Here is a 22,550-nt window from a genome sequence, read left to right as displayed (position 1 = left end):
GCGGAGCGTGGGAACGAGAGGACGGTATGAGTAGTGATCTGTTAATTGTCGGCGCCGGCATCCTCGGCCTCTCCCATGCCTACGCCGCCGCCAAGCGCGGCCTCAAGGTCAAGGTCTTCGAACGCAGCGCCACGCCCCTGGGCGCCTCGGTGCGCAACTTCGGCCAGGCGCTGGTCACCGGCCAACCGCCGGGGCCGATGCTCGACCTGGCAAGGGAAAGCCGCGCTATCTGGGGGCATTGGGCGCAGGTGGCCGGCCTTGCGCTCAAGCGCAATGGCTCCTACCTGTTTGCCCGTACCGAAGCCGAAGCGCATCTGCTCGAAGCCTTTTGCCGCGGGCGTGCCCGCGAGCACGGCTACAACGTCGAGCTGCTGCAAGGCGCGGCCTTGAATGACCTGTACGCCGGCCAGTTCCGCCATCACCGCGCCGCGCTGCATGGCAGGGACGACCAGCAACTCTATTCACGCGAAGCGATTCCGGCGCTGATCAACTACCTGGCGCAAGCGCTGAACGTGGAGTTTCACTTTTCCACCTTGGTGCATGACGTCGAGCCGGGCCAGTTGCACAGCACGGCGGGGCGTTTTCGCGGCGAGCAGATCATTGTGTGTTCCGGTCACGACTACCAGACCCTGCTGGCCGATTCGATGGCCGCACTCAACCCGCAAGTCTGCCGCCTGCAAATGCTGCGGGCACGGCCGGCGCATGACCTGAACCTGCAACATGCCTTGCTGACCGGCCTCAGTTGCGTGCATTACGGTGCGTTTGCCGACTTGCCCGAGGCCGCCGCGGTACAGGCGCAGATCCTGCGCGAAACGCCGCACTTGCAGGCGCACGGGATTCACCTGCTGATCAGCCCCACGCCCCATGGCGAGTTGATCATCGGCGATTCCCATGATTACGGCAGCGATGCATCGCCCTTCAACGCCGAACAGGTCGATGACTGGCTGATCGAACTGGCCGAGCAGACCCTGGGTTGCAAGATCCAGGTGGTGGAGCGTTGGCAGGGTGTGTATGGCTCGCGTGGGCCCGCGCCGTTTTCATTTGTCCAGGCGGCTGCGGGCATCAGCGCCGCGTTGATGCATACCGGTGTGGGCATGAGCGTTGGCCCGGCGATGGCCGAGCGAAATATCACCACAGTGTGGGGGCCTGAGTGATGACTCGGGAGCGCTTGCTTGCCGAGCTGTTCGGCCTGTACGAACGCCATGGCACGGCGGATTACATCGGCGAGCCGGTGTCGCAGATCGAGCACATGTCCCAGGCCGCGCAGCTCGCGATGGCCGAAGGCTTTGACGATGAAGTGGTGCTGGCGGCGTTCTTCCACGATATCGGCCACCTCTGTGGGCAGGGTGGCGAGGGCATGGGTGGGTATGGCGTGCTCAGCCATGAGCGGCTTGGCGCAGATTACCTGCGCCGTGCAGGCTTCAGCGAACGCATGGCGAAGTTGGTGGAATATCACGTACAAGCCAAGCGTTACCTGACCTTCAAGCAGCCGGACTATTACGCACAGTTGAGCGAGGCCAGCCGCCGCACGCTGGCGTATCAGGGAGGTGTGATGACCGCGCAGCAAGCACAGGCGTTCGAGCAGGACCCGCTCTGTCACATCAGCCTGCGCATGCGCCATTGGGACGAACAGGCCAAGCAAATGCACATCTCGTTGCTGGACCTTGAAGTGCTCAAGGCCAAGGCCCTGCGACTATTGGCCGATCAGGACGCGCCCAGCCGCTGAGCCAGCGCCTGGATTTGCGCCTGACGCTCGGCCTGGTTCAACTTGGGGTGTGGGTTGAGCGACGACCATTGCGGATAGGCGCGGGCCCTGTTCAAGGCGTCCGGCAGCTTGCCTTCGCGCCAGGTCTTGTCCTGGGGCGTGTCGACTTTGATGCTGTGCATGGCCGCATGGCCGCGCAGGTTCAAGGCCTTGACCAACTGGCGCTGGCGCAGGGCGAGCAGGCGCAGCACGCTGTCGTCGACGGTCAGCTCGCGCTGGCCCTTGATCTTGCCGAGCAGGCGACTGCCGTAGCTGCGTGCGGTTTGCAGGGCACCGCCGGCAATCGCGCCGGCCAGCGCGGCAGCGCCGAGGGTCAAACCGCCGACCAGCAGGTCCACGCCGGCGCCTGCCGCCGCGCCTGCCGCAATCCCGCCACCGACGCGCACGCCGAGTTGCTTGAGGGTTTGCGGATTGAACAGGTCGTCGCCCCAGCGCCCGTCCAGCAGCGGCAAGTCACTGGCGGCGGCGTCCTGGGGGCGGAAACCAAATAGCTTGAGTAACGCTTCCACACATTTTTGTTCGCGCTGGCGCACGGCGTTGCGTAAATCACTGATGGCTTGGGGTTCATCTTCAGTCACCACACTGCGACGGCTGGCCGCACAGTCGATCAACAGTTCGGCGATCAAGCGCGCGGCGCTTTGCTGGCGGGCCTGGCGCTGGGCCTCCTGATCAAGGATCAACCGTTCCAACTGCGGTCGTGCGCTTTCCAGCAGCAGGGCCAGGCTTTCATACAATCGGCGCTCGCCATCTTCCGGCGGCGCCACACTGTCGAAACGCACCAGCGCATGCAGGCCGAGGCGGGCCAGGGCTTCGCGCCAGTCCGGTTCGCGGTGGTCGGCGCTGCTGACGAAATTGAGCACCGGCAGCAACGGTTTGCCGCAACTGGCCAGCACTTGCAGCTCGTCACGGTACTTGGCCAGCACCGGCTCGCGGGCATCGATCACGTACAGGCCGGCGTCCGAGGCCAACAGTTGGCGCAGTACCTTGGCTTCCTGTTCGAAGCGTTGGCGCGCCTCGCTGCCCTCCAGGAACCGCGCCAGGCGTGCCGGACCATCGAGGCGTTCGCCGGGGCGGTCCAGGCGTTCCAGGTAGTCGAGCAGGGCAATGGCATCTTCCAGGCCGGGCGTGTCGTACAACTCCAGCAAGGCTTGGCCGTCCACCGACAAGCGTGCGCCCTCCACATGCCGCGTGGTGCTGGGGCGATGGGAGACTTCGCCAAAGCCGACATCGCGGGTCAGGGTGCGCAGCAGCGAGGTCTTGCCCACATTGGTATGGCCGACCACGGCGAGCTTCAGCGGTTTAGTCATGACCGGTCTCCAGCCAGTTCAGCGGCGCGCAATCGGCGAAGGGCAGCTCAAGCTGTTGCAGCGCGCTGTGCCAGTCGCCCAGGCGCTCGGCGTCCAGCGCCTGGCCGGGCGGCGCCTGCAGCAGCCATACGCGGGTGGCGGTGGCGCTGCGCGCCAGTTCGGCGATCAGCGCCAGGCTGCCACGGTCGGGCGAGCGGCGCGGGTCGCAGACGATGGCCAGGCGCGCGGGGGGGAATCGGCTGAGTTGTTCCAGCAGTTTGTTGCGCGATTCGCGGCTGTCGAGGATGCCGGCGTTCTTCACATTGGCGGGCAGTTTGGGCGGCCAGGGGTGCTGATCATCGAGTTCGACGGCCACCAGCAAGGCTCCATCGCTTTGCATCTCGCTGACGCCGCCGCTGACGTGATGCAACTGTTCGGGGGCGGCATCGTTGACCCCAAGCCGTTCGCTGCTGGGCATCAGGCGTTCGCGCAGTTGGGCGTAGCCGGGCAGGTTGAGGTCCAGGCGCAATGCCGCACGTCCGATTTTCCAGCGCCACAGGCAGAACAGGGCAAGGACCGCTCGGGGCAACAGGCCGTAGACCAGCAGCACGCCCACCAGCCAGGCGGCCCAGGCTTGGCGGGCGCTTTCGATATTCAGGGCGGAGTCGCCGCTGGCGCGGATCATGTCGACGGTCGGCACGTTGAAACCGAGCAAAGCGGGCAGGGTGCCGAGGGCCTGGGTGACAGCGATGAAGGTGTCGGCACCGAGGATGGTGGTTTCCCACACAAAGCCGTAACGCCGGGTGGCGAGCAGCATCAGCAACATCAGCATGGCGCTGAGCAACGCCAGTGACCACAGGCTGTTGACCAGCACGCCGACTGCCCGGCGATTGAGCTTCTGGCGCTGTAGCAACAGCAGCAGCGCCGGCGCCAGTTGCGCGGCCTTGGCGTCGCGGGCGAGTTTTTCACTGAGCCACAGCCACAGGCGACCGAGGCTGGCACTGTGTTCGCCGGCAAACACCAGGCCCAGGGCCCAACTGAGCAGCAGGATCAGGTTCAGGCCGAGCAGGCTGCCCAGGGCCCAGAACACATTCACCGGGGCGAGGCCGTTGCCCAGGGCGGCAAACGCCAGGCCGGCGCCGCTGATAATCGCTACGATCGCCAGCAGCACCAAGGCCAGGCGTGCGCCTTGCAGCCAGCGTGTGAGGGCGCCGGTCAGGCCATCGCGTTCGGCCAGGTGCAGCGCGCGATGCACGATGCGCGTCGGCAGGTCGCCACCGGCCGTGCGGGCCAGGCGGTTGGCTTCGAGATCTTCCAGAGGGCCTGCGTGTTCTTCGCGCAGGCGCACGGTTTCGGTCAGCCAGAGGTTGTGCAGCGGGTTTAGTGCAGTCACGCGCCATCCTGTTGTGTTCGTGAGGTTGGAGCATAACTGCTGACTCGCAGCTCTGGTATTCTCGTGACCATGAAAAAAACTCTCCTTTTAAGCCTGATCGCAGCCCTCGGTGAAAACCGCGTGATCGGCGTCGACAACAGCATGCCCTGGCATTTGCCGGGGGATTTCAAGTATTTCAAGGCCACCACCCTGGGCAAGCCGATCATCATGGGGCGCAAGACCTGGGATTCCCTGGGCCGACCGTTGCCGGGGCGGCTGAACATTGTGGTCAGTCGTCAGACCGACCTGGTGCTCGAAGGTGCGCAAGTGTTTGCGTCACTGGAGGCGGCGATAGCGCGCGCGGAGGAATGGGCCAAGGCCCAGGGCGTGGACGAGCTGATGCTGATCGGCGGCGCGCAGTTGTATGCCCAGGGGCTGGAGCAGGCGGATCGCCTGTACCTGACCCGGGTGGCGTTGAGCCCTGAAGGGGATGCGTGGTTTCCGGCGTTTGATGCGAACCAGTGGAAGCTGGTGTCGAATGTGGAGAACCCGGCCGAAGGGGATAAACCGGCTTACAACTTTGAAGTCTGGGAGAAAGCTTAAAAGCATCGGGGGCAAGCCCCCTCCCACATTGGACCGCATTCTTCTGTTGGAACTCGGTCAACTGTGGGAGGGGGCTTGCCCCCGATAGCGCTCTATCAGACCTGCGCTAACTCAGCATGCTCATCGGCATCGAGCAACGCCTTGTCCGTCTGCCCCATGATCTGGCTGGTAATCGCCCCCGCCGTCATCGAGCCATTCACGTTCAGCGCCGTACGGCCCATGTCGATCAGCGGCTCCACGGAAATCAGCAGCGCCACCAGTGACACCGGCAAGCCCATGGCCGGCAGCACGATCAATGCCGCGAAGGTCGCACCACCGCCCACGCCCGCCACACCGGCCGAGCTCAGGGTCACAATCGCTACCAGCGTCGCGATCCACAGCGGGTCCAGCGGGTTGATGCCGACAGTCGGCGCGACCATCACCGCCAACATCGCCGGATAGAGGCCTGCGCAGCCGTTCTGGCCGATGGTCGCCCCAAACGAAGCGGCGAAACCGGCAATGGACTGCGGGATACCCAGGCGGCGTGTCTGCGCTTCAATACTCAAGGGGATCGAGGCGGCGCTGGAGCGGCTGGTGAAGGCAAAGGTCAGTACCGGCCAGACCTTGCGGAAGAAGCGCAGCGGATTGACCCCGGCCAGCGACAGCAACAGGCCATGCACCACAAACATCAGGCCCAGGGCCAGGTACGACACCACGACAAAGCTGCCGAGCTTGATGATGTCCTGCAGGTTGGAGCTGGCGACCACCTTGGTCATCAGCGCCAGGACACCGTACGGGGTCAGCTTCATGACCAGGCGCACCAGGCGCATCACCCAGGCTTGAAGGGTGTCGATGGCGTTGAGCACCTTCTGGCCTTTTTCCACGTCGTCCTTGAGCAGTTGCAGCGCGGCAACCCCCAGGAACGCGGCGAAAATCACCACGCTGATGATCGACGTCGGCTTGGCCCGGGCCAGGTCGGCGAACGGGTTGGCCGGCACGAACGACAGCAGCAATTGCGGGATATTCAGGTCGGCGACCTTGCCCGCGTAATCGTTCTGGATCACTTGCAGGCGCGCCATTTCCTGGGTACCGGCGACCAGCCCTTCGGCGGTGAGGCCGAACAGGTTGGTCAGGCCGATACCGATCAGCGCCGCGATCGCGGTGGTGAACAGCAAAGTGCCGATGGTCAGGAAGCTGATCTTGCCCAGGGACGAGGCGTTGTGCAGGCGCGCCACGGCACTGAGGATCGAGGCGAACACCAGCGGGATCACGATCATTTGCAGCAGTTGCACATAGCCGTTGCCGACCAGGTCAAACCAGCCGATGGAGGCCTTGAGTACCGGGTGACCGGCCCCGTAGATGGCGTGCAGCACCACACCGAACACCACGCCAAGCACCAGGGCGAACAGGACCTTCTTGGCCAGGCTCCAGTTCGTACGGCCGGTTTGTGCCAGGCCCAGCAACAGGGCCACGAACACCAGTAAGTTGAGAATCAGGGGAAGATTCATTGAAGCTCCGTTGAGAAGGCAGCCAATCGCGTGAGCCTGCGATTGCGAACCGGGAAGCCTAACAGCTTGAAATATATTGATTTAATACCGATATGGAATGGTGACTGTCGTTTTTGGAATAAGCGCTTGACGCTCTGACGTACGACCCTGGCGCAATCAGGATGCACACGGTCGGGCTCGACACGGGAACTGTCACAGGGATTTGTTAGCGTCGATGTTTTTCACTCAGGAAGAAACGCTTATGAAGCTCGCGCCGAAATTGCTTGCCGCCGCGCTTTGCCTCGGACTCGCCAGCCAGGTATTTGCCGCCACCGAGTTGAAACACTGGCCGGCGCCTGCCGCCAAACAGTTGAACGAGATGATCGCCGCCAACGCCAACAAGGGTAACTTCGCGGTGTTCGACATGGACAACACCAGCTACCGCTACGACCTTGAAGAGTCCTTGCTGCCGTACATGGAAAACAAGGGCCTGATCACCCGCGACAGCCTTGATCCGTCGCTCAAGCTGATGCCGTTCAAAGACACCGCCGACCATAAGGAAAGCCTGTTCAGTTACTACTATCGCCTCTGCGAAGTGGACGACATGGTGTGTTACCCGTGGGTGGCCCAGGTGTTTGCCGGGTTTACGCTCAAGGAACTCAAGGTCCAGGTCGACGAGTTGATGGCCTCCGGCAAACCCGTTCCCGTCAGCTATTTCGAAGGCGATACGGTGAAAAAGTCCGAGGTGCAGCCACCGAAAGTCTTCACCGGCCAGGCCGAGTTGTACAACAAGCTGATGGAAAACGGCATCGAGGTGTACGTGATGACCGCCGCCTCCGAGGAACTGGTGCGCATGGTCGCCGCCGATCCGAAGTATGGCTACAACGTCAAACCCGAGAATGTGATCGGCGTGACCACCCTGCTCAAGGACCGCAACACAGGCGAACTGACCACCGCGCGCAAACAGATTGCCGCCGGCAAGTATGACGAGAAGGCCAACCTCGGCCTGGAGCTGACGCCTTACCTGTGGACTCCGGCCACCTGGATGGCCGGCAAGCACGCGGCGATCCTCACCTATATCGACGAATGGAAAAAACCGGTGATCGTCGGCGGCGACACGCCAACCAGCGATGGATACATGCTGTTTCATGACGTGGATGTGGCCAAGGGCGGCATTCACTTGTGGGTCAACCGCAAGGACAAATACATGACCCAGCTTAATGGCATGATCGCCAAGCATGCGGCGGCGCAGGCCAAGGAAGGGTTGCCGGTGACGGCGGACAAGAACTGGGTGATCGTCAAGCCGGAAGACATTCAGTAACAGGCTGGATGCAGTAAAAATGTGAGAGGGAGCTTGCGCTAATAACGCTTTTTGTAGGAACGAGGGGGGCGCCTAGCTCTTGCTCGCGAAAAACTCATAGGCACCGCGTTCATTCAGGAAGCGCGCGTTATCGTTGACGTTTTTCGCGAGCAAGCTCGCTCCTACAGACGGCGGTTTACGCCCTTTCCTGATTTTTCAGGCAATTCAGTGTTGGGTATTTAAAAAGTATCTATAAAATCAATGCCCAGAGCGTGAAGTGTTCAACAATTTGCAGGCATCAAGCACTCTTTGATAAGCGTATTCTACTGCGTCGGCGTTATATTGGTCCGCACCTGCCAGTTGATTGAATAATAAAGGCGTGAAGTTTTTTTGATCGTTATACGAAAACACCGTATAGGCTTCGTTAAGCGAGTGGCCTCCGCTGAAGGTGAGATAGGCCGCCGTCAGGGTTTTCGCATGCTCCATGGAAAATACCTTGCCTTCCTCGATCAGACTTTTAAATAAGTAGTTCAACACGTTGGTGCTGCCGGACATGCCGGTGCCTATTGCACGCTCAGCGTGCAGCGCGGCTCGATTGTGTGGAGTTATTTTCTGTGTGGTAAGTTGGTAGCAGTCAATCGGCCTGATGCCCTTGGTGCCCAGCAGGCGGGTCGGTTGCTGTGGTGCTGACTGATAAGGTAGCAATAGCCCGTATCGGTCGCTGCGAAAGTTGCTGTTTTCAAGAGATTCAATCCGCTCTCGCTGGTTCTCGATGACATCGATATAGTGCTGCGTTGCCACCTCCGCCAGTGGCCGTAAATTCGGGGCCACCAACATATATTTCACTGCCAGCGACAAGGTCAGTGGAATCGCATAGGGGTGGCGACTTTGCAGCATGGCGGTAAAATTCTGCGTATCGAAAGCTCGCAGGAATTCTTGAGTTTCCTTGATCTGTTCGCGCCACCCGGGTGGGTCGTCGCGCATCCTCTGATGGATTTCCGCGCACAGCGCGAGTTGCATGGCAGGTGAGTAACTATTGAAGTCCGTTAGAAGTTTTTGCGTCAGCAATTCGTTGATGTGGTGCGATTCTACCGTGGGATTATTAATTACATATTCTGAAAACGCAGTGTCGAAAAGCCGTCCATAGTAATTGTCATTGCGTTTGGTAATATAAAATTCCTTTTCCAGGGTATTTGACATCTCCTCTATTCTCGACAGCAACGCCTGGTTTTTTTCCGGTTCGAATGACAGGTCGCGCTGAAGCTGCGTTATAAGGGTTTGCGTAATGTCTCTTGAACTCCTGTTATCCAGCCAGCTTACTTTAAGGCGCTCGATGATGGGCGTTTTGATCGAGGTATCCAGTTCCGACTCTGCAATCGCAAGGGTCAACGCCAACAGCACTTCCTTGGGCGTCCTTATCAGCTCTTGCGCAGGCTGTGGTCGCTGAGTCAGTGGCGCAGTGATTGAATTGGAGATGTCTGTAAAGTTGCTGCTGGACAAGTGCCTGGGTTGAACTTTAGTGATCATACCTCGGCTGTCCACCGTGACCATTTCCCTCATCCGAAACGCAGTTTCAGGGCTTATGGTTTTGCCGAGCAAGGTGTTGGCCATTTCGTCAGGACGTAAACGCCTGGTGCTGTTTTCAGAGCGCTGAGGTGCAGAGGGGGCGTAGTCCTGGGCCCGAAATTCTGCTGGAGGAACGCCGTCCGATATTTTCATCGCACACCCTTTGGTTAATCGATCGTCTCGCTTGGTGGACGATTCGGTAAAAGGGTTCCAGATGGCAGTGCAAGGGACGCGGCGCGTCAGGCGGGGTAAAAAAATGCCCCGTGGGTACGGGGCATTTTTCAGGGGCAGCGATAGAGCGAAGGCAGATTAGACTTACAGCCCATCCAGCATCGCCTTGTTACGCACGGCGCCCTTGTCGGCGCTGGTCGCCAGCAGGGCATACGCCTTCAACGCGGTGGTCACCTTGCGTGGACGTTTCTCCACCGGTTTCCAGCCCTTCTTGTCCTGCTCGACCCGGCGCGCCGCCAGTTCTTCATCGCTGACCAACAGGTTGATCGAGCGGTTCGGGATGTCGATCAGCACCTTGTCGCCATCCTGCACCAGGCCAATCGCGCCACCGGCAGCGGCTTCCGGCGAAGCGTGGCCGATGGACAGGCCCGAAGTACCGCCGGAGAAACGGCCGTCGGTCAGCAACGCGCAGGCTTTGCCCAGGCCTTTGGATTTCAGGTAGGACGTCGGGTAGAGCATCTCCTGCATACCCGGGCCGCCTTTGGGGCCTTCGTAGCGGATGATCACGATGTCGCCTTCTTTCACTTCGTCGGCGAGGATGCCGCGAACCGAGCTGTCCTGGCTTTCGTAGATCTTGGCGCGGCCTTCGAAGACGTGGATGGATTCATCCACACCGGCGGTTTTCACCACGCAACCGTCGAGGGCGATGTTGCCGTACAGCACGGCCAGGCCGCCTTCTTGCGAGTAGGCGTGCTCGACGCTGCGGATGCAGCCGTTTTCACGGTCGTCGTCCAGGGTGTCCCAACGGGTCGACTGGCTGAACGCGGTCTGGGTCGGGATACCCGCCGGGCCGGCCTTGAAGAAGTGATGCACCGCTTCGTCGTCAGTCTGGGTGATGTCCCACTTGGCGATGCCTTCGGCCAGGGATTTGCTGTGCACGGTCGGCAGGTCAGTGTGCAACAGGCCGCCACGGGCCAGGGAGCCGAGGATCGAGAAGATCCCGCCCGCACGGTGCACGTCTTCCATGTGGTACTTCTGGATGTTCGGCGCGACCTTGCACAGCTGCGGCACGTGGCGTGACAGGCGGTCGATGTCGCGCAGGTCGAAGTCGATCTCGGCTTCCTGGGCGGCGGCCAGCAAATGCAGGATGGTGTTGGTGGAACCGCCCATGGCGATGTCCAGGGTCATGGCGTTTTCGAACGCCTTGAAGTTGGCGATATTGCGCGGCAACACCGACTCATCATTCTCGGTGTAGTAACGCTTGCACAGCTCGACGATGGTGCGGCCGGCCTGCAGGAACAGCTGCTCGCGGTCGCTGTGGGTGGCCAGTGTGGAACCGTTGCCCGGCAAGGCCAGGCCCAGGGCTTCCACCAGGCAGTTCATCGAGTTGGCGGTGAACATGCCGGAGCACGAACCGCAGGTCGGGCAGGCGCTGCGCTCGTATTCGGCGACTTTCTCGTCAGACGCGCTGGAATCGGCGGCGATGACCATGGCGTCGACCAGGTCCAGGCCATGGGAGGCAAGCTTGGTCTTGCCGGCTTCCATCGGGCCGCCGGAGACGAAGATAACCGGGATGTTCAGGCGCAGGGCGGCCATCAGCATGCCGGGGGTGATCTTGTCGCAGTTGGAGATGCACACAATGGCGTCGGCGCAGTGGGCGTTGACCATGTACTCCACGGAGTCGGCGATGATCTCGCGGCTCGGCAGCGAATACAGCATGCCGTCATGGCCCATGGCAATGCCGTCATCCACGGCGATGGTATTGAATTCCTTGGCCACGCCGCCGGCGCGTTCGATCTCGCGGGCGACCAATTGACCCAGGTCCTTGAGGTGGACATGGCCGGGTACGAACTGGGTAAACGAGTTGGCAATCGCGATGATCGGCTTCTTGAAGTCGTCATCTTTCATCCCCGTGGCACGCCACAATGCGCGCGCGCCGGCCATGTTGCGGCCGTGGGTGGATGTTTTCGAGCGGTAATCAGGCATTGGAGCACTCCGGGCGGCTAATCGGTATCAAAGGGGAGTGAGCTTCTATTGACGTCTGGAACACTCAGAAAATGGCCGTGTGTCCGGAAGTTGCCACTCGCGTCGCGGGATCGCCGCGTGCTTGGGCCTCGAGCTCATAAACCCGCCGGGGGATGACTGGCGATGAATAGGGCCGATTCTACACCGCTGGCGGCTGGAGGGAATGGGCGTCTACCTGTAGGAGCGAGCTTGCTCGTGAAGATCGTCAACGATAACGCGGCGCTATCAGGTAGCCGGTGGCGTCTATTTGTTTTTCGCGAGCAAGCTCGCTCCTACAAGGACGGACATATCCAGAACAATTGTTTGAGGGCTGATTGGCGCTTCAGCTCCTACGGTTTCTCTTCCAATCACAGAAGAGGACGAAGGAATGTCCACTCAGCAAAATGCTTATCGGCTGCGCAAGGGGCGCTATTCAGAGTCGGGCCGTATCTACTTGCTAACGGCTGTCACCCATCAACGGCAACGCATTTTTCAAGACTGGCTTATCGGTCGCTTGCTGGTCCGCGAATTCAGAAAGGCTCAGGAAGATGGAGATGCAACGTCACTGGCCTGGGTGGTCATGCCCGACCATTTCCACTGGCTGGTGGAGTTGCACAACGGCGATTTGCCCAGGCTCATGCAGCGAACCAAATCGCGAAGTGCCCGTGCAGTCAATAAGGCAAGACAGTCCTTCGGAGTGCTTTGGCAAAAAGGCTATTTCGACAGGGCGCTGCGTCGTGAGGAGGACTTGAAGGCAATGGCTCGCTACATCGTCGCAAACCCACTGCGCACGGGCTTGGTCGAGCACATTGGCCAATACCCGCTATGGGACGCCATCTGGCTATAAGGCACCTCTACCTGTAGGAGCGAGCTTGCTCGCGAAGAACGTCAACGATAACGCAGCGCTATCAGGTAGCCCGTGGCGTCTATTCGTTCTTCGCGAGCAAGCTCGCTCCTACAAGGGGAAGGCGTCAGCGATGGATCCTGGCATTCGTCAGCCAACCCCACAGGCTCAAAACAATGAAGCTGACAGCAATGGTCATCAGTAAATGGGCACCGGTTTGCGCGAGGGCGGCGCTGCTGACGGCGGCGGTGAGGAACATGATGCTGTTACCCGCTGATGCCGCCGTCCCCGCGCTGCTTGAAAACAGCAACATCGCCGCCGAAATGGCGGCCGGGCGCACCAAGGTCACGGCCAGGGCGCTGATCAGCATCGGTATCAGCAGGGTCACGCTGGTGATGGCTTGCAGGCTGACGATCAGCGTCAACAACACACCGGCGCCGAGCAACAAGCCGAGGCCGATATTGATCTGCCGTGACAGCGGGATGCGTTTCTGCAGGTAGGAAGCCACCAGGCCACCCAGCAGATAGGCGACGCCGTACACCATTAACACGAGCGCGTACTCGTATTCAGAGAGTTTCAGCGCATCCATGAAGATCAGCGGTGTCACACTGATCAAGGCGAAGTAGCAGGCGAACACCAACGCTGCAATCCACCAGTAGCGCAGGAAATCGTGGTTGGCGGCGACGGCCTTGAGTGTGCCGACGATGGACACCGGTGCTCGATGCGTACTGGCGGATTTGGTGGGCAGGATGCACTGCGCATGGATCAACATGCCCGTAGCCATCAGCGCGAAGCCGTAGAAGCTGCCTTGCCAGTCGAACGTGGTTTGCAGCCAGGAGCCGATCAGCGGCGACAGCGCGACGAACGAGCCACTCAAGGTCATGTAATACAGACGAACGCGGGCGCGGTCTTGCTCGTCGAACAGGTCTTCCACCAGCGCATGGCCCAGCACAAAGAAACCACAGCCCATGGCTTGCACTGTGCGAAACAATAGGAACGTCAGGTAGTCCGGTGCCCATGCACAGCCTATCGCGCCGAGGATGGAAAGCAGGATGCACCCGAGCAGGACTTCCTTGCGCCCCCATTTATCCGACAATGGGCCGGCGATCAGTTGCGAGATCGAAAACACCAGGGTGAACAGGCTGATGGACAGCGCGATGTCTGCGCTGGGCGTGTCGAATTGGGCAGACAGGGCAGGGAACGACGGGAGCAGGATATTGATCGGGAAGAAGCTAATCAGGGAAATGCAGGTGATGAGGGTGAAGCGGGAGAGCGTGGGCCCAGACATTGTTTTTGTTTTCCGGAGTAAAACCAGAAACCGATACTAGCCTGCGAAAAATGGAATTCAATCAGAAGTGCTGTGAGCCATTTCCTTTAATGGTGTGAGCCATCACTGTAGGAGCGAGCTTGCTCGCGAAGAGCGTCAACGATAACGCGGGGTATTTGATACTCCGCGGCGTTCTCGGGTTTTTCGCGAGCAAGCTCGCTCCTACAAGGTGGTCGGCGTCAGCTATTGGGCAACAACCGGCACGTAATGCTCTTGATATACCGCGTTTCGACAATCGCCGGGTGCACCGGGTGGTCCGGGCCCTGGCCGCCGCGTTCGAGCATCTGGATATTACGGTCCAGGTGGCGGGCGCTGGTGAGCAGGATGTTCTGCAGGTCGTCTTCGGGCAGGTGCATGGAGCACGAGGCGCTGACGAGGATGCCGTCCTTGCTGAGCAGGCGCATGGCTTGCTCGTTCAGGCGGCGGTAGGCGCCTTCGCCGTTTTTCATGTCTTTTTTGCGTTTGATGAAGGCCGGTGGGTCGGCGACGATCACGTCGAAGCGTTCTTCGCTGGCTTTCAGTTCTTTCAACGCTTCGAAGACGTCGCCTTCGATGCAGGTCATCTTCTCGGCCACGCCGTTGAGCGCGGCGTTGCGCTCCACGCCGTCGAGGGCGAAGGCCGACGCGTCGACGCAGAACACTTCACTGGCGCCGAAAGCGGCGGCTTGCACGCCCCAGCCGCCGATGTAGCTGTACAGGTCGAGCACGCGCTTGCCTTTGGCATACGGCGCCAGGCGTGCGCGGTTCATGCGGTGGTCGTAGAACCAGCCGGTTTTCTGGCCCTGGATCACCGGGGCTTCGAATTTCACGCCGTTTTCTTCCAGCGCCACCCATTCCGGCACCAGGCCGAACACGGTTTCGACGTAGCGGTTGAGGCCTTCGGCGTCGCGCGCGGCGGAGTCGTTCTTGAACAGGATGCCGCTGGGCTTGAGCACCTGGGTCAGGGCAGCGATCACGTCCTCTTTGTGGGCTTCCATGGTCGCCGAAGCGATCTGCACGACCAGGATGTCGCCGAAACGGTCGACCACCAGGCCCGGCAGCAGGTCGGAATCGCCATAGACCAGGCGGTAGAACGGCTTGTCGAACAGGCGATCGCGCAGGGACAGGGCGACGTTCAGGCGGTGCACCAGCAGCGACTTGTCCAACGGCAACTTGATGTCACGCGACAGCAGGCGGGCGCAGATCAGGTTGTTCGGGCTCATGGCCACGATGCCCAGGGTCTTGCCGCCGGCCGCTTCCAGGATAGCCTGGTCGCCTGCCTGGAAGCCGTGGAGTGGGGTGGCGGCCACGTCGATTTCGTTGCTGTAGACCCACAGGTGGCCGTTGCGCAAACGACGATCGGCGTTGGCTTTGAGACGCAGGCTTGGCAGGGACATGACGTCGCTCCGGAAAAAAGAGCGGGAGTATACCGTGTTGTGCATTGCTTGGCGGCGCTGCCGGACATGTGGGAGGGGGCTTGCCCCCGATAGCGGTGGGTCAGTCAGCCCATCTTTCACTGATATACCGCAATCGGGGGCAAGCCCCCTCCCGCATTTGATCGAGTTTCAATCGGGCATTTGGGTGTCGGCCCGGGCTGCTTAAAGGGTAGAATCCACACCTAGCCCAGAGTGTGTACTTATGTCCCAAGAGCTTTCCGCCGAACAGATCCAGCAGGTCCTGCAAGGCATCAGCGTACCGCCCCAGCCGCAAATCATGGTGGATTTGCAGATGGAGCAGTACATGCCCGACCCGGACTTGGAAGTGATCGCCCGGTTGATCGCCCAGGACCCGGGCCTGTCCGGCGCATTACTGAAGATCGTCAACTCGCCGTATTACGGCCTGAGCAACAAGATCGCCTCGATTCAGCGCGCAGTGAACCTGTTGGGCAGCCGCTCGGTCATCAACCTGATCAATGCGCTGTCGATCAAGGGCGAGATGAGCGACGACACCATTGTCACGCTCAACCGCTTCTGGGACACGGCCCAGGATGTGGCCATGACGTGCCTGAGCCTGGCCAAGCGCACCGGCTCCCAGACGGTTGACGAAGCCTATGCCCTGGGCCTGTTCCACGACTGCGGCGTGCCGCTGATGCTCAAGCGGTTCCCGAACTACATGACGGTGCTGGAGCAGGCCTACGCCAATGCCGGTCCGGATTGCCGCGTGGTCGACACCGAGAACAACGCGTTCAACACTAACCATGCCGTGGTGGGTTACTACACCGCCAAGTCCTGGCGCCTGCCGGAGCATGTCACTGACGCCATCGCCAATCACCACAACGCCCTGGCGATTTTCAGCGATGAGTCGTCGCGCAACCCCGTCCTCAAGAACCTGCTGGCGATCCTGAAAATGGCCGAGCACATCTGTTCGTCCTATCGCGTGCTGGGCAACCAGACCGTTGACCATGAGTGGGATGCGATCAGCCCTCTGGTGCTCGATTACGTGGGCCTGTCGGACTACGACTTCGAAAGCATGAAGTTGTCGATCCGCGAACTGGGCGCGCACTGAGCCTTTCTTCCCGAGGTACACATGCCTGAGTTACCAGAAGTCGAAACCACCCGGCGCGGGATTGCCCCTCACCTGGAGGGCCAGCGCGTCAGCCGAGTGGTGGTGCGTGAGCGTCGCCTGCGCTGGCCGATCCCCGAAGACCTTGATGTGCGCCTGTCCGGGCAGCGCATCGTGCTGGTGGAGCGGCGCGCCAAGTACCTGTTGATCAACGCCGAAGTGGGCACCTTGATCAGCCACCTGGGCATGTCGGGCAACCTGCGCCTGGTGGAAGTGGGCATGCCTGCGGCCAAGCATGAACATGTGGACATCGAGCTGGAATCCGGCCTGGCCCTGCGCTACACGGACCCCCGGCGTTTCGGCGCAATGCTCTGGAGCCAGGACCCGCACAACCACGAGCTGCTGATCCGCCTGGGGCCCGAGCCGTTGACCGCGCTGTTTGATGGCGAACGCTTGTTCCAGCAGTCCCGTGGACGGTCGATGGCGGTGAAGCCGTTCATCATGGATAACGCCGTGGTGGTGGGCGTGGGCAATATCTATGCGACCGAAGCGCTGTTTGCGGCGGGGATCGATCCGCGTCGTGCGGCGGGCGGTATATCGCGGGCGCGTTACCTGAGGCTGGCGATCGAAATCAAGCGCGTGCTGGCTGCAGCGATCGAGCGGGGCGGTACCACCTTGCGCGATTTTATCGGCGGCGACGGGCAGCCGGGGTATTTCCAGCAGGAACTGTTCGTGTATGGCCGAGGCGGCGAGGCGTGCAAGGTCTGCGGGACCGAGTTGCGCAATGTGCTGCTGGGGCAGCGGGCGAGTGTGTTTTGTCCCAAATGTCAGAGCTGATTGCTGTGTGATGGCTGATATCGCCATCGGGGGCAAGTCGAATCGTCGCCCCGCCCCTCCCACATTTTGAATGTATTCACAAATCAAAGTGTGGGAGGGGGCTTGCCCCCGATGAGGCCTTTACAGGCGCTAAAGAACCTCAATCCTTACCGGTAATCTTCCGATACTTCTCCATCAACTGCTCTTCAGTCTCCGGATGCGCCTCATCCAGCGGAATGCAATCCACCGGGCACACCTGCTGGCACTGGGGTTCGTCGTAGTGGCCGACACATTGCGTGCACAGGTTGGGATCGATCACATAGATCTCTTCACCCTGGGAAATCGCAGCGTTCGGGCACTCGGGTTCGCAGACGTCGCAATTGATGCAATCGTCGGTGATGATCAGGGACATGAAAACTCCTGCCAGGGCTGTCAGCCAGGGCATTGAAAACGAATGCGCGCAATTGTGCCGCATTGGCGCCCGCAGTGCGAGCGGGCGCCGAGTGAGCGGTCTTACTTCTTGAAGCGCAGGGTGAGCGCATCCGCGACGGCCGGGTGCACGAACTTGGTGATATCTCCGCCTAAAGCGGCGATTTCGCGCACTAACGTCGAGGAAATGAACGAATAACGTTCCGACGGCGTGAGGAACAGGCTTTCCACGTCCGGCGCCAATTGGCGGTTCATGTTGGCCAGCTGGAATTCATATTCGAAATCCGACACCGCGCGCAGGCCACGCAGGAACACATTGGCGTTCTGCTCCTTGGCAAAGTGCGCCAGCAGTGTCGAAAAGCCCACCACTTCCACATTAGGCAGGTGCCGGGTGACTTCACGTGCCAGCTCCACGCGTTGCTCCAGGGGAAACAACGGGTTTTTCTTGGGGCTGGCGGCAACCGCGATGATCACATGGTCGAACAGGCGAGAGGCGCGTTCGACCAGATCGCCATGGCCTTTGGTAATCGGGTCGAAGGTACCTGGGTACAACACTCGGTTCATCGCGTCGTCCTGGCGGAGTCCGTTGGGGAATCGGATGGTATCGCAGCCATCCCGGTCGGCCAAGTCGACTTATGGAGATAAATGCCGTGAATCGAACGGTTTTTCACGCTGTTTTCAGACGTTCGGCCAAGGCTGACGCCAGTTGGGCGCTCAATCCATACACCGACAACTGGGGATTTGCCCCAATGCTGGTGGGAAACAGCGAGCCGTCGTGAATCGACAGGTTGCGCAATTGGTGGTGGCGCCCAAGGCTGTCGGCCACCGCGTTTTTCGGGTCTTCGCCCATGGCGCAACCGCCCATCACATGGGCGCTGCCCAGGGTGGTCCGATGCAATTGGAGGTTCAACCCGTCAATTACGCTGCGCGCCTCGGCCAAGGTGTTCACGTAGCGGGCGTCGTGATGCAGGGGCTTGACCGAGTTGGCGCCCGCCGCGAACTGAATCTCGGCCATGCTGTGAAAGGCCCGGCGCAGGCCGTCCCAGGCATAGGGCGAGACTTGATAGTCGAGCACCGGCGTACCGTCACCGCGCAGTTCTACTGCGCCGCCGGGGCTGTCGGGGTGAAACCCGTCGCGCAACAGCGCGAGCATGGCGTGGGTATGGGGCAATCGGCTCATGTCCAAGGCATTCTGCGCCCCGTAGCCGCCAAACAAGGTACTCGCCAGCCCTGGATGTAAGGGCGGTGCTTCTAGCTTGTAGGACATTTTACCGGTAGTGCCGTCCTGCCACTGGAAGTGGTCGGAATAGATCGACTGCGGCGCCCCGTAGAACGGATTGATCACCTCGTCGAACAACCCGGCGGAGAAATTCACCAGGTGCAGGAAGGTGCGCTTGCCCAGCCGTGAATGCGGGTCGGGCGCGTCCGAGCGCATCAGCAGTGCCGGGCTGTTGATGCCGCCGCCCGAGAGTACGTAATGCTTGGCTTTCACGCTGATCGTGCGCCCGGTAGGGGCTACGCAGCGTGCGTCCATGGCCACGCATTCCAGGCTGCTGATCGTGTCGCCGCTGTAGTTGAGGCGCTCGGCTCGGGCCAGGTAGAGCAGCTCGCCGCCTTTGTCCAGGGTGGCGGGGATGGTGGTCACCAGCATCGACTGCTTGGCGTTGACCGGGCAACCCATGCCGCAATAACCCAGGTTGAAGCAGCCGCGCACATTGCGCGGGATCACGTGCCAGCTGTAGCCGAGCTTTTCGCAGCCTTTGCGGATCACGTCGTTGTTGGCGTTCGGCGGCAGGGCCCACGGCGCAATACCCAGGCGCTGTTCCATGGTCTCGAACCACGGCGCCATTTCGGCGCTGCTATGGCCCTTCACCGCGTATTCGCTGGCCCAGTGGGCGAGGGTGGCATCGGGGGTACGGAAGCTGGAGGTCCAGTTGATCAGCGTGGTGCCGCCCACTGCCCGGCCCTGCAGGATGGTAATCGCACCGTCCTTGCTCATGCGCCCGATCCCTTCCTGGTACAGGCTGGCATAGGCTTCGTCTTCCAGCAGCTTGAAATCGTTGCTGGTCTTGAGTGGGCCTTCTTCGATCAACAGCACCTTGTAGCCGGCGGCGCTGAGAATTTCCGCGGTGGTGCCGCCACCGGCGCCGCTGCCGATGATGGCCACGTCGGCTTCCAGGGTCAGGTCGCTGTCGAGGGCGGCGCCATTGTGGGTTTTCCAGCCGCGGGCCAGGCCGTCGCGGAACAGATCGGGTACGGGCATCAGGGTCGTCTCTTTTTTATTGTGAGGGATGCAGATCAGATCTTCGGCGGGCCGGGGTAGCCGCAATGGGCCCAGGACTCGGGCCGGAAGTACCAGGCCATGATCACCAGCTTGAGCAGCGAGCCCTGGCCCATGCGCAGCAGGTTCAGGTAGCTGTTTTCCCAGCGGTGCAGGAAGTTGCGGATCTGCTCGCTGCCGGCGTTTTCCCAACTGCCCCAGATGCCGGTCAACGGTCCTCGGGTAATGCCCAGGCTCAACACGTCGAACAGCTGTTGGGTGAGCTTGAACATCTCCGGCGACAGGTGCTGAAGGCTGTAGTCGAGCTTTTTCAGGGTGTCTTCCAACCCGGCGCTGACGGACTGCGCGCTGGCGGCGCCTTCCAGCAGCACCGGGATGACCGCGCGCAGGAACGGCAAGTCACTGGCGCGCAACATTGCAAAACCGCTGGCCGGCGTGCTGCTCGAGCAACCGCTGAGGCTGGCGCCCAGCCCGGCGGTCGCCAGGAAGGCGCTGGCGCACAGGCCAATTTTCAAGACGCCGCGCCGCGACAGCGCAGGTGTTTCAGTCAGGCTGGGATTCATTGTCTTTATTGTCCCGGTGGTGGCGGTTTCAGCGGATAAACAGCTTCTGGATCAACGTCTGGATGGATTTCCCGTAGGGCGGGTAGATCAACTTCGCCGCGTTCAGACGCTGTTTGACCAGTACGCCCTTGGCCTTGCTGAATGTCAGGAAACCTTCGCGACCGTGGTAATGACCCATGCCGGAGGGGCCGATGCCACCAAACGGCAGGTCGTCCTGGGCCACCTGCAGCAGGGTGTCGTTCAGGCACACGCCGCCGGAGTGGGTCTCGTGGAGTACGCGGTTCTGTTCGGTCTTGTTGTAGCCGAAGTAATACAGGGCCAGTGGACGCGGGCGCTGGTTGATGTAGGCGAAGGCCTCATCAATGCCGCGATAGGGCACGATCGGCAACAGCGGACCAAAGATCTCATCCTGCATCACCTTCATCTCGTCACTCACATTCAGCAGCAGGCTGTGAGGCATGCGCCGTGCCTGGCCCTGGTCGTACAGCGCAATCAGGGTGGCGCCTTTGTCAGTGGCGTCCTTGGCGTAGGCATTGAGCCTGGCCAGTTGCCGCTCGTTGATGATGGCCGTGTAGTCCGGGTTGTCGGTCAGGGTCGGATAGAACCCGCGAATCGCATCGGAGTAAGCCTCGACGAAGCCGTCCACACGATCCTCCGGTACCAGCACATAGTCGGGTGCCACGCAGGTTTGCCCAGCGTTCAACGCCTTGCCGAAGGCGATACGCTCGGCAGCATCCTTGAGCGGCACATCGGCGGAGACGATGGCTGGCGATTTGCCGCCCAGCTCCAGGGTGACCGGCGTGAGGTGTTCGGCGGCCGCACGCATCACATGCCTGCCGATGCTGGTGGCCCCGGTGAACAGCAGATGATCGAAACGCAACGTGGAAAACGCCATGCCGACTTCGGCTTCGCCGAGCACCACGCACACCAGGTCCTCGGGGAAGATTTTCGCCAGCAATGCCTTGAGCAGTTCACCGGTGGCCGGCGTGGACTCGCTGAGCTTGAGCATCACCCGGTTGCCGGCGGCCAAGGCGCCGACCAGCGGGCCGACGGCCAGGTACAGCGGGTAGTTCCAAGGCACGATGACGCCCACTACACCCAGCGGCTGGTAGATGACTTTGGCCGACGCGGGTTGAAAGGCAATGCCTACAGCGCGGCGGGAAGGTTTCATCCAACCTTTGAGGTGCTTGCTGGCGTAGTGAATGCCCTGCAGGCTGGGCATCAGCTCGGCGAACAGGGTTTCGTCCGCGCTGCGATGGCTGAAGTCCTGGCTGATTGCGTTGATCAGCGCCTGGCGTTCGTTGCTGAGCACATCGCGCAGGGCCTTGAGCCATTGACGGCGTTGTGCGGCCGGCGGCATCGGGTTGGCGGCGTAGGCGCGACGTTGCGCTTCGAACAGGTCCTGGAGATGATCCAGCGCCTGGGATTCTGGCAGGTAGGCAACGTTGGCAGACATGGCGCGATCCCGATTGTTATAGGTCTGTCTGGATTTTTAGAGTCATTGCTCTAAATTGTCAAATAAACATTGCAGTAACATCTGGATTTAACCTGACCGGCATAGGCCGTAAGATGCCCCATCCCGTGTTTGGAAGCTGATCCCTATGGCACCACGAGTAAAGACCAGCGAGCGCATTGTGCAAACCAGCCTGGAGCTTTTTAACCAGCAGGGCGAGCGCAGTGTCAGCACGAACCATATCGCCGCCCATATGGAAATTTCCCCGGGCAACCTGTACTACCACTTCCCCAATAAGCAGGCGATCATCGCCGTGCTGTTCCGCGAATACGAAGCGTTGGTGGACAGTTTCCTACGCCCGCCCCAAGGGCGCGCGATGAGGGTGGAAGACAAGCGTTTCTACCTGCAGGCCGTACTGGCCGGCATGTGGCGCTACCGCTTCCTGCACCGCGACCTTGAACACTTATTGGAAAGCGACCCGGAGCTGGCCACTGGCTACCGACGGTTTTCCCAGCGCTGTCTGATTCAGGGCGGAGCGATCTACCAGGGCTTTGTCGACGCAGGCATTCTCACAATGGACCCGGTGCAAACCGAAGCCCTGACCCTTAATGCCTGGATTATCCTCACCTCCTGGGTACGGTTCCTGTGCACCACCAATGAAAACTCCACTCATTTGAGCGCCGAAGCGATAAAGCGTGGGGTATACCAGGTGCTGGTGTTGGAGGCGGGTTTCGTCACGCCCCAGGCCAAAGCCGCGGTGGATGCGTTGTTCAAAGAGTTTTACGTGCCATTGAACCAGGCACTGGAAGAAGTGAAGTAGGAC

General features: G+C 60.9%; 19 protein-coding genes and 1 pseudogene. 8 read left to right on the top strand and 12 right to left on the bottom strand.

Features of this window, described 5'->3' with window-relative positions:
• Positions 1-26 precede the first annotated feature (26 nt).
• Both J1G34_RS08820 and J1G34_RS08815 read left to right on the top strand, forming a co-directional pair.
• Positions 27-1,154: a TIGR03364 family FAD-dependent oxidoreductase gene (locus tag J1G34_RS08820; protein WP_122482558.1), complete on the top strand. Its 1,128-nt coding sequence runs from the start codon at positions 27-29 to the stop codon at positions 1,152-1,154.
• Positions 1,154-1,726, top strand: a complete 573-nt coding sequence (locus tag J1G34_RS08815) for a phosphonate degradation HD-domain oxygenase (protein WP_065893861.1) — start codon at positions 1,154-1,156, stop codon at positions 1,724-1,726. Before J1G34_RS08820 ends, J1G34_RS08815 begins: the two co-directional genes overlap by 1 nt.
• Here the strand turns inward: J1G34_RS08815 and J1G34_RS08810 are convergent.
• Both J1G34_RS08810 and J1G34_RS08805 read right to left on the bottom strand, forming a co-directional pair.
• Positions 1,705-3,072, bottom strand: coding sequence for a GTPase/DUF3482 domain-containing protein (locus J1G34_RS08810; protein ID WP_222993822.1), 1,368 nt, complete (start codon positions 3,070-3,072; stop codon positions 1,705-1,707). The genes J1G34_RS08815 and J1G34_RS08810 overlap by 22 nt on opposite strands.
• Positions 3,065-4,444, bottom strand: coding sequence for a DUF2868 domain-containing protein (locus J1G34_RS08805; protein ID WP_222993820.1), 1,380 nt, complete (start codon positions 4,442-4,444; stop codon positions 3,065-3,067). Before J1G34_RS08805 ends, J1G34_RS08810 begins: the two co-directional genes overlap by 8 nt.
• 69 nt (positions 4,445-4,513) lie before the next feature.
• Between J1G34_RS08805 and J1G34_RS08800 the strand changes: the two genes are divergently transcribed.
• The gene (locus J1G34_RS08800; RefSeq protein WP_222993818.1) at positions 4,514-5,026 is read left to right on the top strand and encodes a dihydrofolate reductase; all 513 of its coding nucleotides are present in this window, start codon (positions 4,514-4,516) and stop codon (positions 5,024-5,026) included.
• Between the two features lie 95 nt (positions 5,027-5,121).
• On the opposite strand, the gene J1G34_RS08795 is transcribed toward J1G34_RS08800, so the two are convergent.
• A complete protein-coding gene (locus tag J1G34_RS08795) occupies positions 5,122-6,513 on the bottom strand; it encodes an L-cystine transporter (protein WP_065891596.1) in 1,392 nt (463 codons plus the stop codon).
• A 241-nt stretch (positions 6,514-6,754) separates the two neighbouring features.
• On the opposite strand from J1G34_RS08795, the gene J1G34_RS08790 reads away from it, so the two are divergent.
• On the top strand, positions 6,755-7,813 hold the full coding sequence (locus J1G34_RS08790; RefSeq protein ID WP_262411757.1) for a haloacid dehalogenase-like hydrolase: 1,059 nt from the start codon (positions 6,755-6,757) through the stop codon (positions 7,811-7,813).
• Positions 7,814-8,050: 237 nt separating this feature from the next.
• Here J1G34_RS08790 and J1G34_RS08785 read toward each other — a convergent pair whose 3' ends face one another.
• Positions 8,051-9,511 carry a hypothetical protein gene (locus J1G34_RS08785; protein WP_222993816.1) on the bottom strand — a complete coding sequence of 487 codons (1,461 nt, stop codon included), beginning with the start codon at positions 9,509-9,511 and terminating at the stop codon, positions 8,051-8,053.
• A 162-nt stretch (positions 9,512-9,673) separates the two neighbouring features.
• Entirely contained in the window at positions 9,674-11,515 is a 1,842-nt protein-coding gene (gene ilvD, locus J1G34_RS08780; RefSeq protein ID WP_065885327.1) for a dihydroxy-acid dehydratase, read from the bottom strand.
• 406 nt (positions 11,516-11,921) lie between these two features.
• On the opposite strand from ilvD, the gene J1G34_RS08775 reads away from it, so the two are divergent.
• Positions 11,922-12,380 carry an REP-associated tyrosine transposase gene (locus tag J1G34_RS08775; protein WP_122462144.1) on the top strand — a complete coding sequence of 153 codons (459 nt, stop codon included), beginning with the start codon at positions 11,922-11,924 and terminating at the stop codon, positions 12,378-12,380.
• A gap of 124 nt (positions 12,381-12,504) precedes the next feature.
• Here J1G34_RS08775 and J1G34_RS08770 read toward each other — a convergent pair whose 3' ends face one another.
• The gene (locus tag J1G34_RS08770; protein ID WP_065896132.1) at positions 12,505-13,665 is read right to left on the bottom strand and encodes an MFS transporter; all 1,161 of its coding nucleotides are present in this window, start codon (positions 13,663-13,665) and stop codon (positions 12,505-12,507) included.
• A 218-nt stretch (positions 13,666-13,883) separates the two neighbouring features.
• Entirely contained in the window at positions 13,884-15,080 is a 1,197-nt protein-coding gene (locus J1G34_RS08765) for a class I SAM-dependent rRNA methyltransferase (RefSeq protein WP_015886370.1), read from the bottom strand.
• 241 nt (positions 15,081-15,321) lie between these two features.
• Here J1G34_RS08765 and J1G34_RS08760 point away from each other — a divergent pair, with 241 nt between their 5' ends.
• Entirely contained in the window at positions 15,322-16,188 is an 867-nt protein-coding gene (locus tag J1G34_RS08760; protein WP_065896133.1) for an HDOD domain-containing protein, read from the top strand.
• A 21-nt stretch (positions 16,189-16,209) separates the two neighbouring features.
• Positions 16,210-17,022, top strand: coding sequence for a bifunctional DNA-formamidopyrimidine glycosylase/DNA-(apurinic or apyrimidinic site) lyase (gene mutM / locus J1G34_RS08755; protein ID WP_065885331.1), 813 nt, complete (start codon positions 16,210-16,212; stop codon positions 17,020-17,022).
• Positions 17,023-17,161: 139 nt separating this feature from the next.
• Here mutM and J1G34_RS08750 read toward each other — a convergent pair whose 3' ends face one another.
• The 5 genes and pseudogenes from J1G34_RS08750 to J1G34_RS08730 form a co-directional block, all read right to left on the bottom strand.
• On the bottom strand, positions 17,162-17,413 hold the full coding sequence (locus J1G34_RS08750) for a YfhL family 4Fe-4S dicluster ferredoxin (protein ID WP_065885332.1): 252 nt from the start codon (positions 17,411-17,413) through the stop codon (positions 17,162-17,164).
• A gap of 101 nt (positions 17,414-17,514) precedes the next feature.
• Entirely contained in the window at positions 17,515-17,994 is a 480-nt protein-coding gene (coaD, locus tag J1G34_RS08745; protein ID WP_003234650.1) for a pantetheine-phosphate adenylyltransferase, read from the bottom strand.
• Between the two features lie 103 nt (positions 17,995-18,097).
• Positions 18,098-19,693: a GMC family oxidoreductase gene (locus J1G34_RS08740; RefSeq protein WP_222993814.1), complete on the bottom strand. Its 1,596-nt coding sequence runs from the start codon at positions 19,691-19,693 to the stop codon at positions 18,098-18,100.
• A 35-nt stretch (positions 19,694-19,728) separates the two neighbouring features.
• The gene (locus tag J1G34_RS08735; RefSeq protein ID WP_065891588.1) at positions 19,729-20,274 is read right to left on the bottom strand and encodes a twin-arginine translocation pathway signal protein; all 546 of its coding nucleotides are present in this window, start codon (positions 20,272-20,274) and stop codon (positions 19,729-19,731) included.
• Between the two features lie 28 nt (positions 20,275-20,302).
• Positions 20,303-21,742, bottom strand: a pseudogene (locus J1G34_RS08730) (coniferyl aldehyde dehydrogenase); the annotation flags it as partial.
• A 133-nt stretch (positions 21,743-21,875) separates the two neighbouring features.
• Here J1G34_RS08730 and J1G34_RS08725 point away from each other — a divergent pair.
• Positions 21,876-22,547, top strand: a complete 672-nt coding sequence (locus tag J1G34_RS08725; RefSeq protein WP_065891586.1) for a TetR/AcrR family transcriptional regulator — start codon at positions 21,876-21,878, stop codon at positions 22,545-22,547.
• The last annotated feature ends 3 nt before the right edge of the window (positions 22,548-22,550 follow it).

This window comes from Pseudomonas sp. Wu6 (assembly GCF_019891515.1).
Taxonomy (GTDB): Bacteria; Pseudomonadota; Gammaproteobacteria; order Pseudomonadales; family Pseudomonadaceae; genus Aquipseudomonas; species Aquipseudomonas orientalis_A.
Note: the sequence above shows the minus strand (reverse complement) of the source record. Positions and strands in the feature narration are given on the sequence as shown.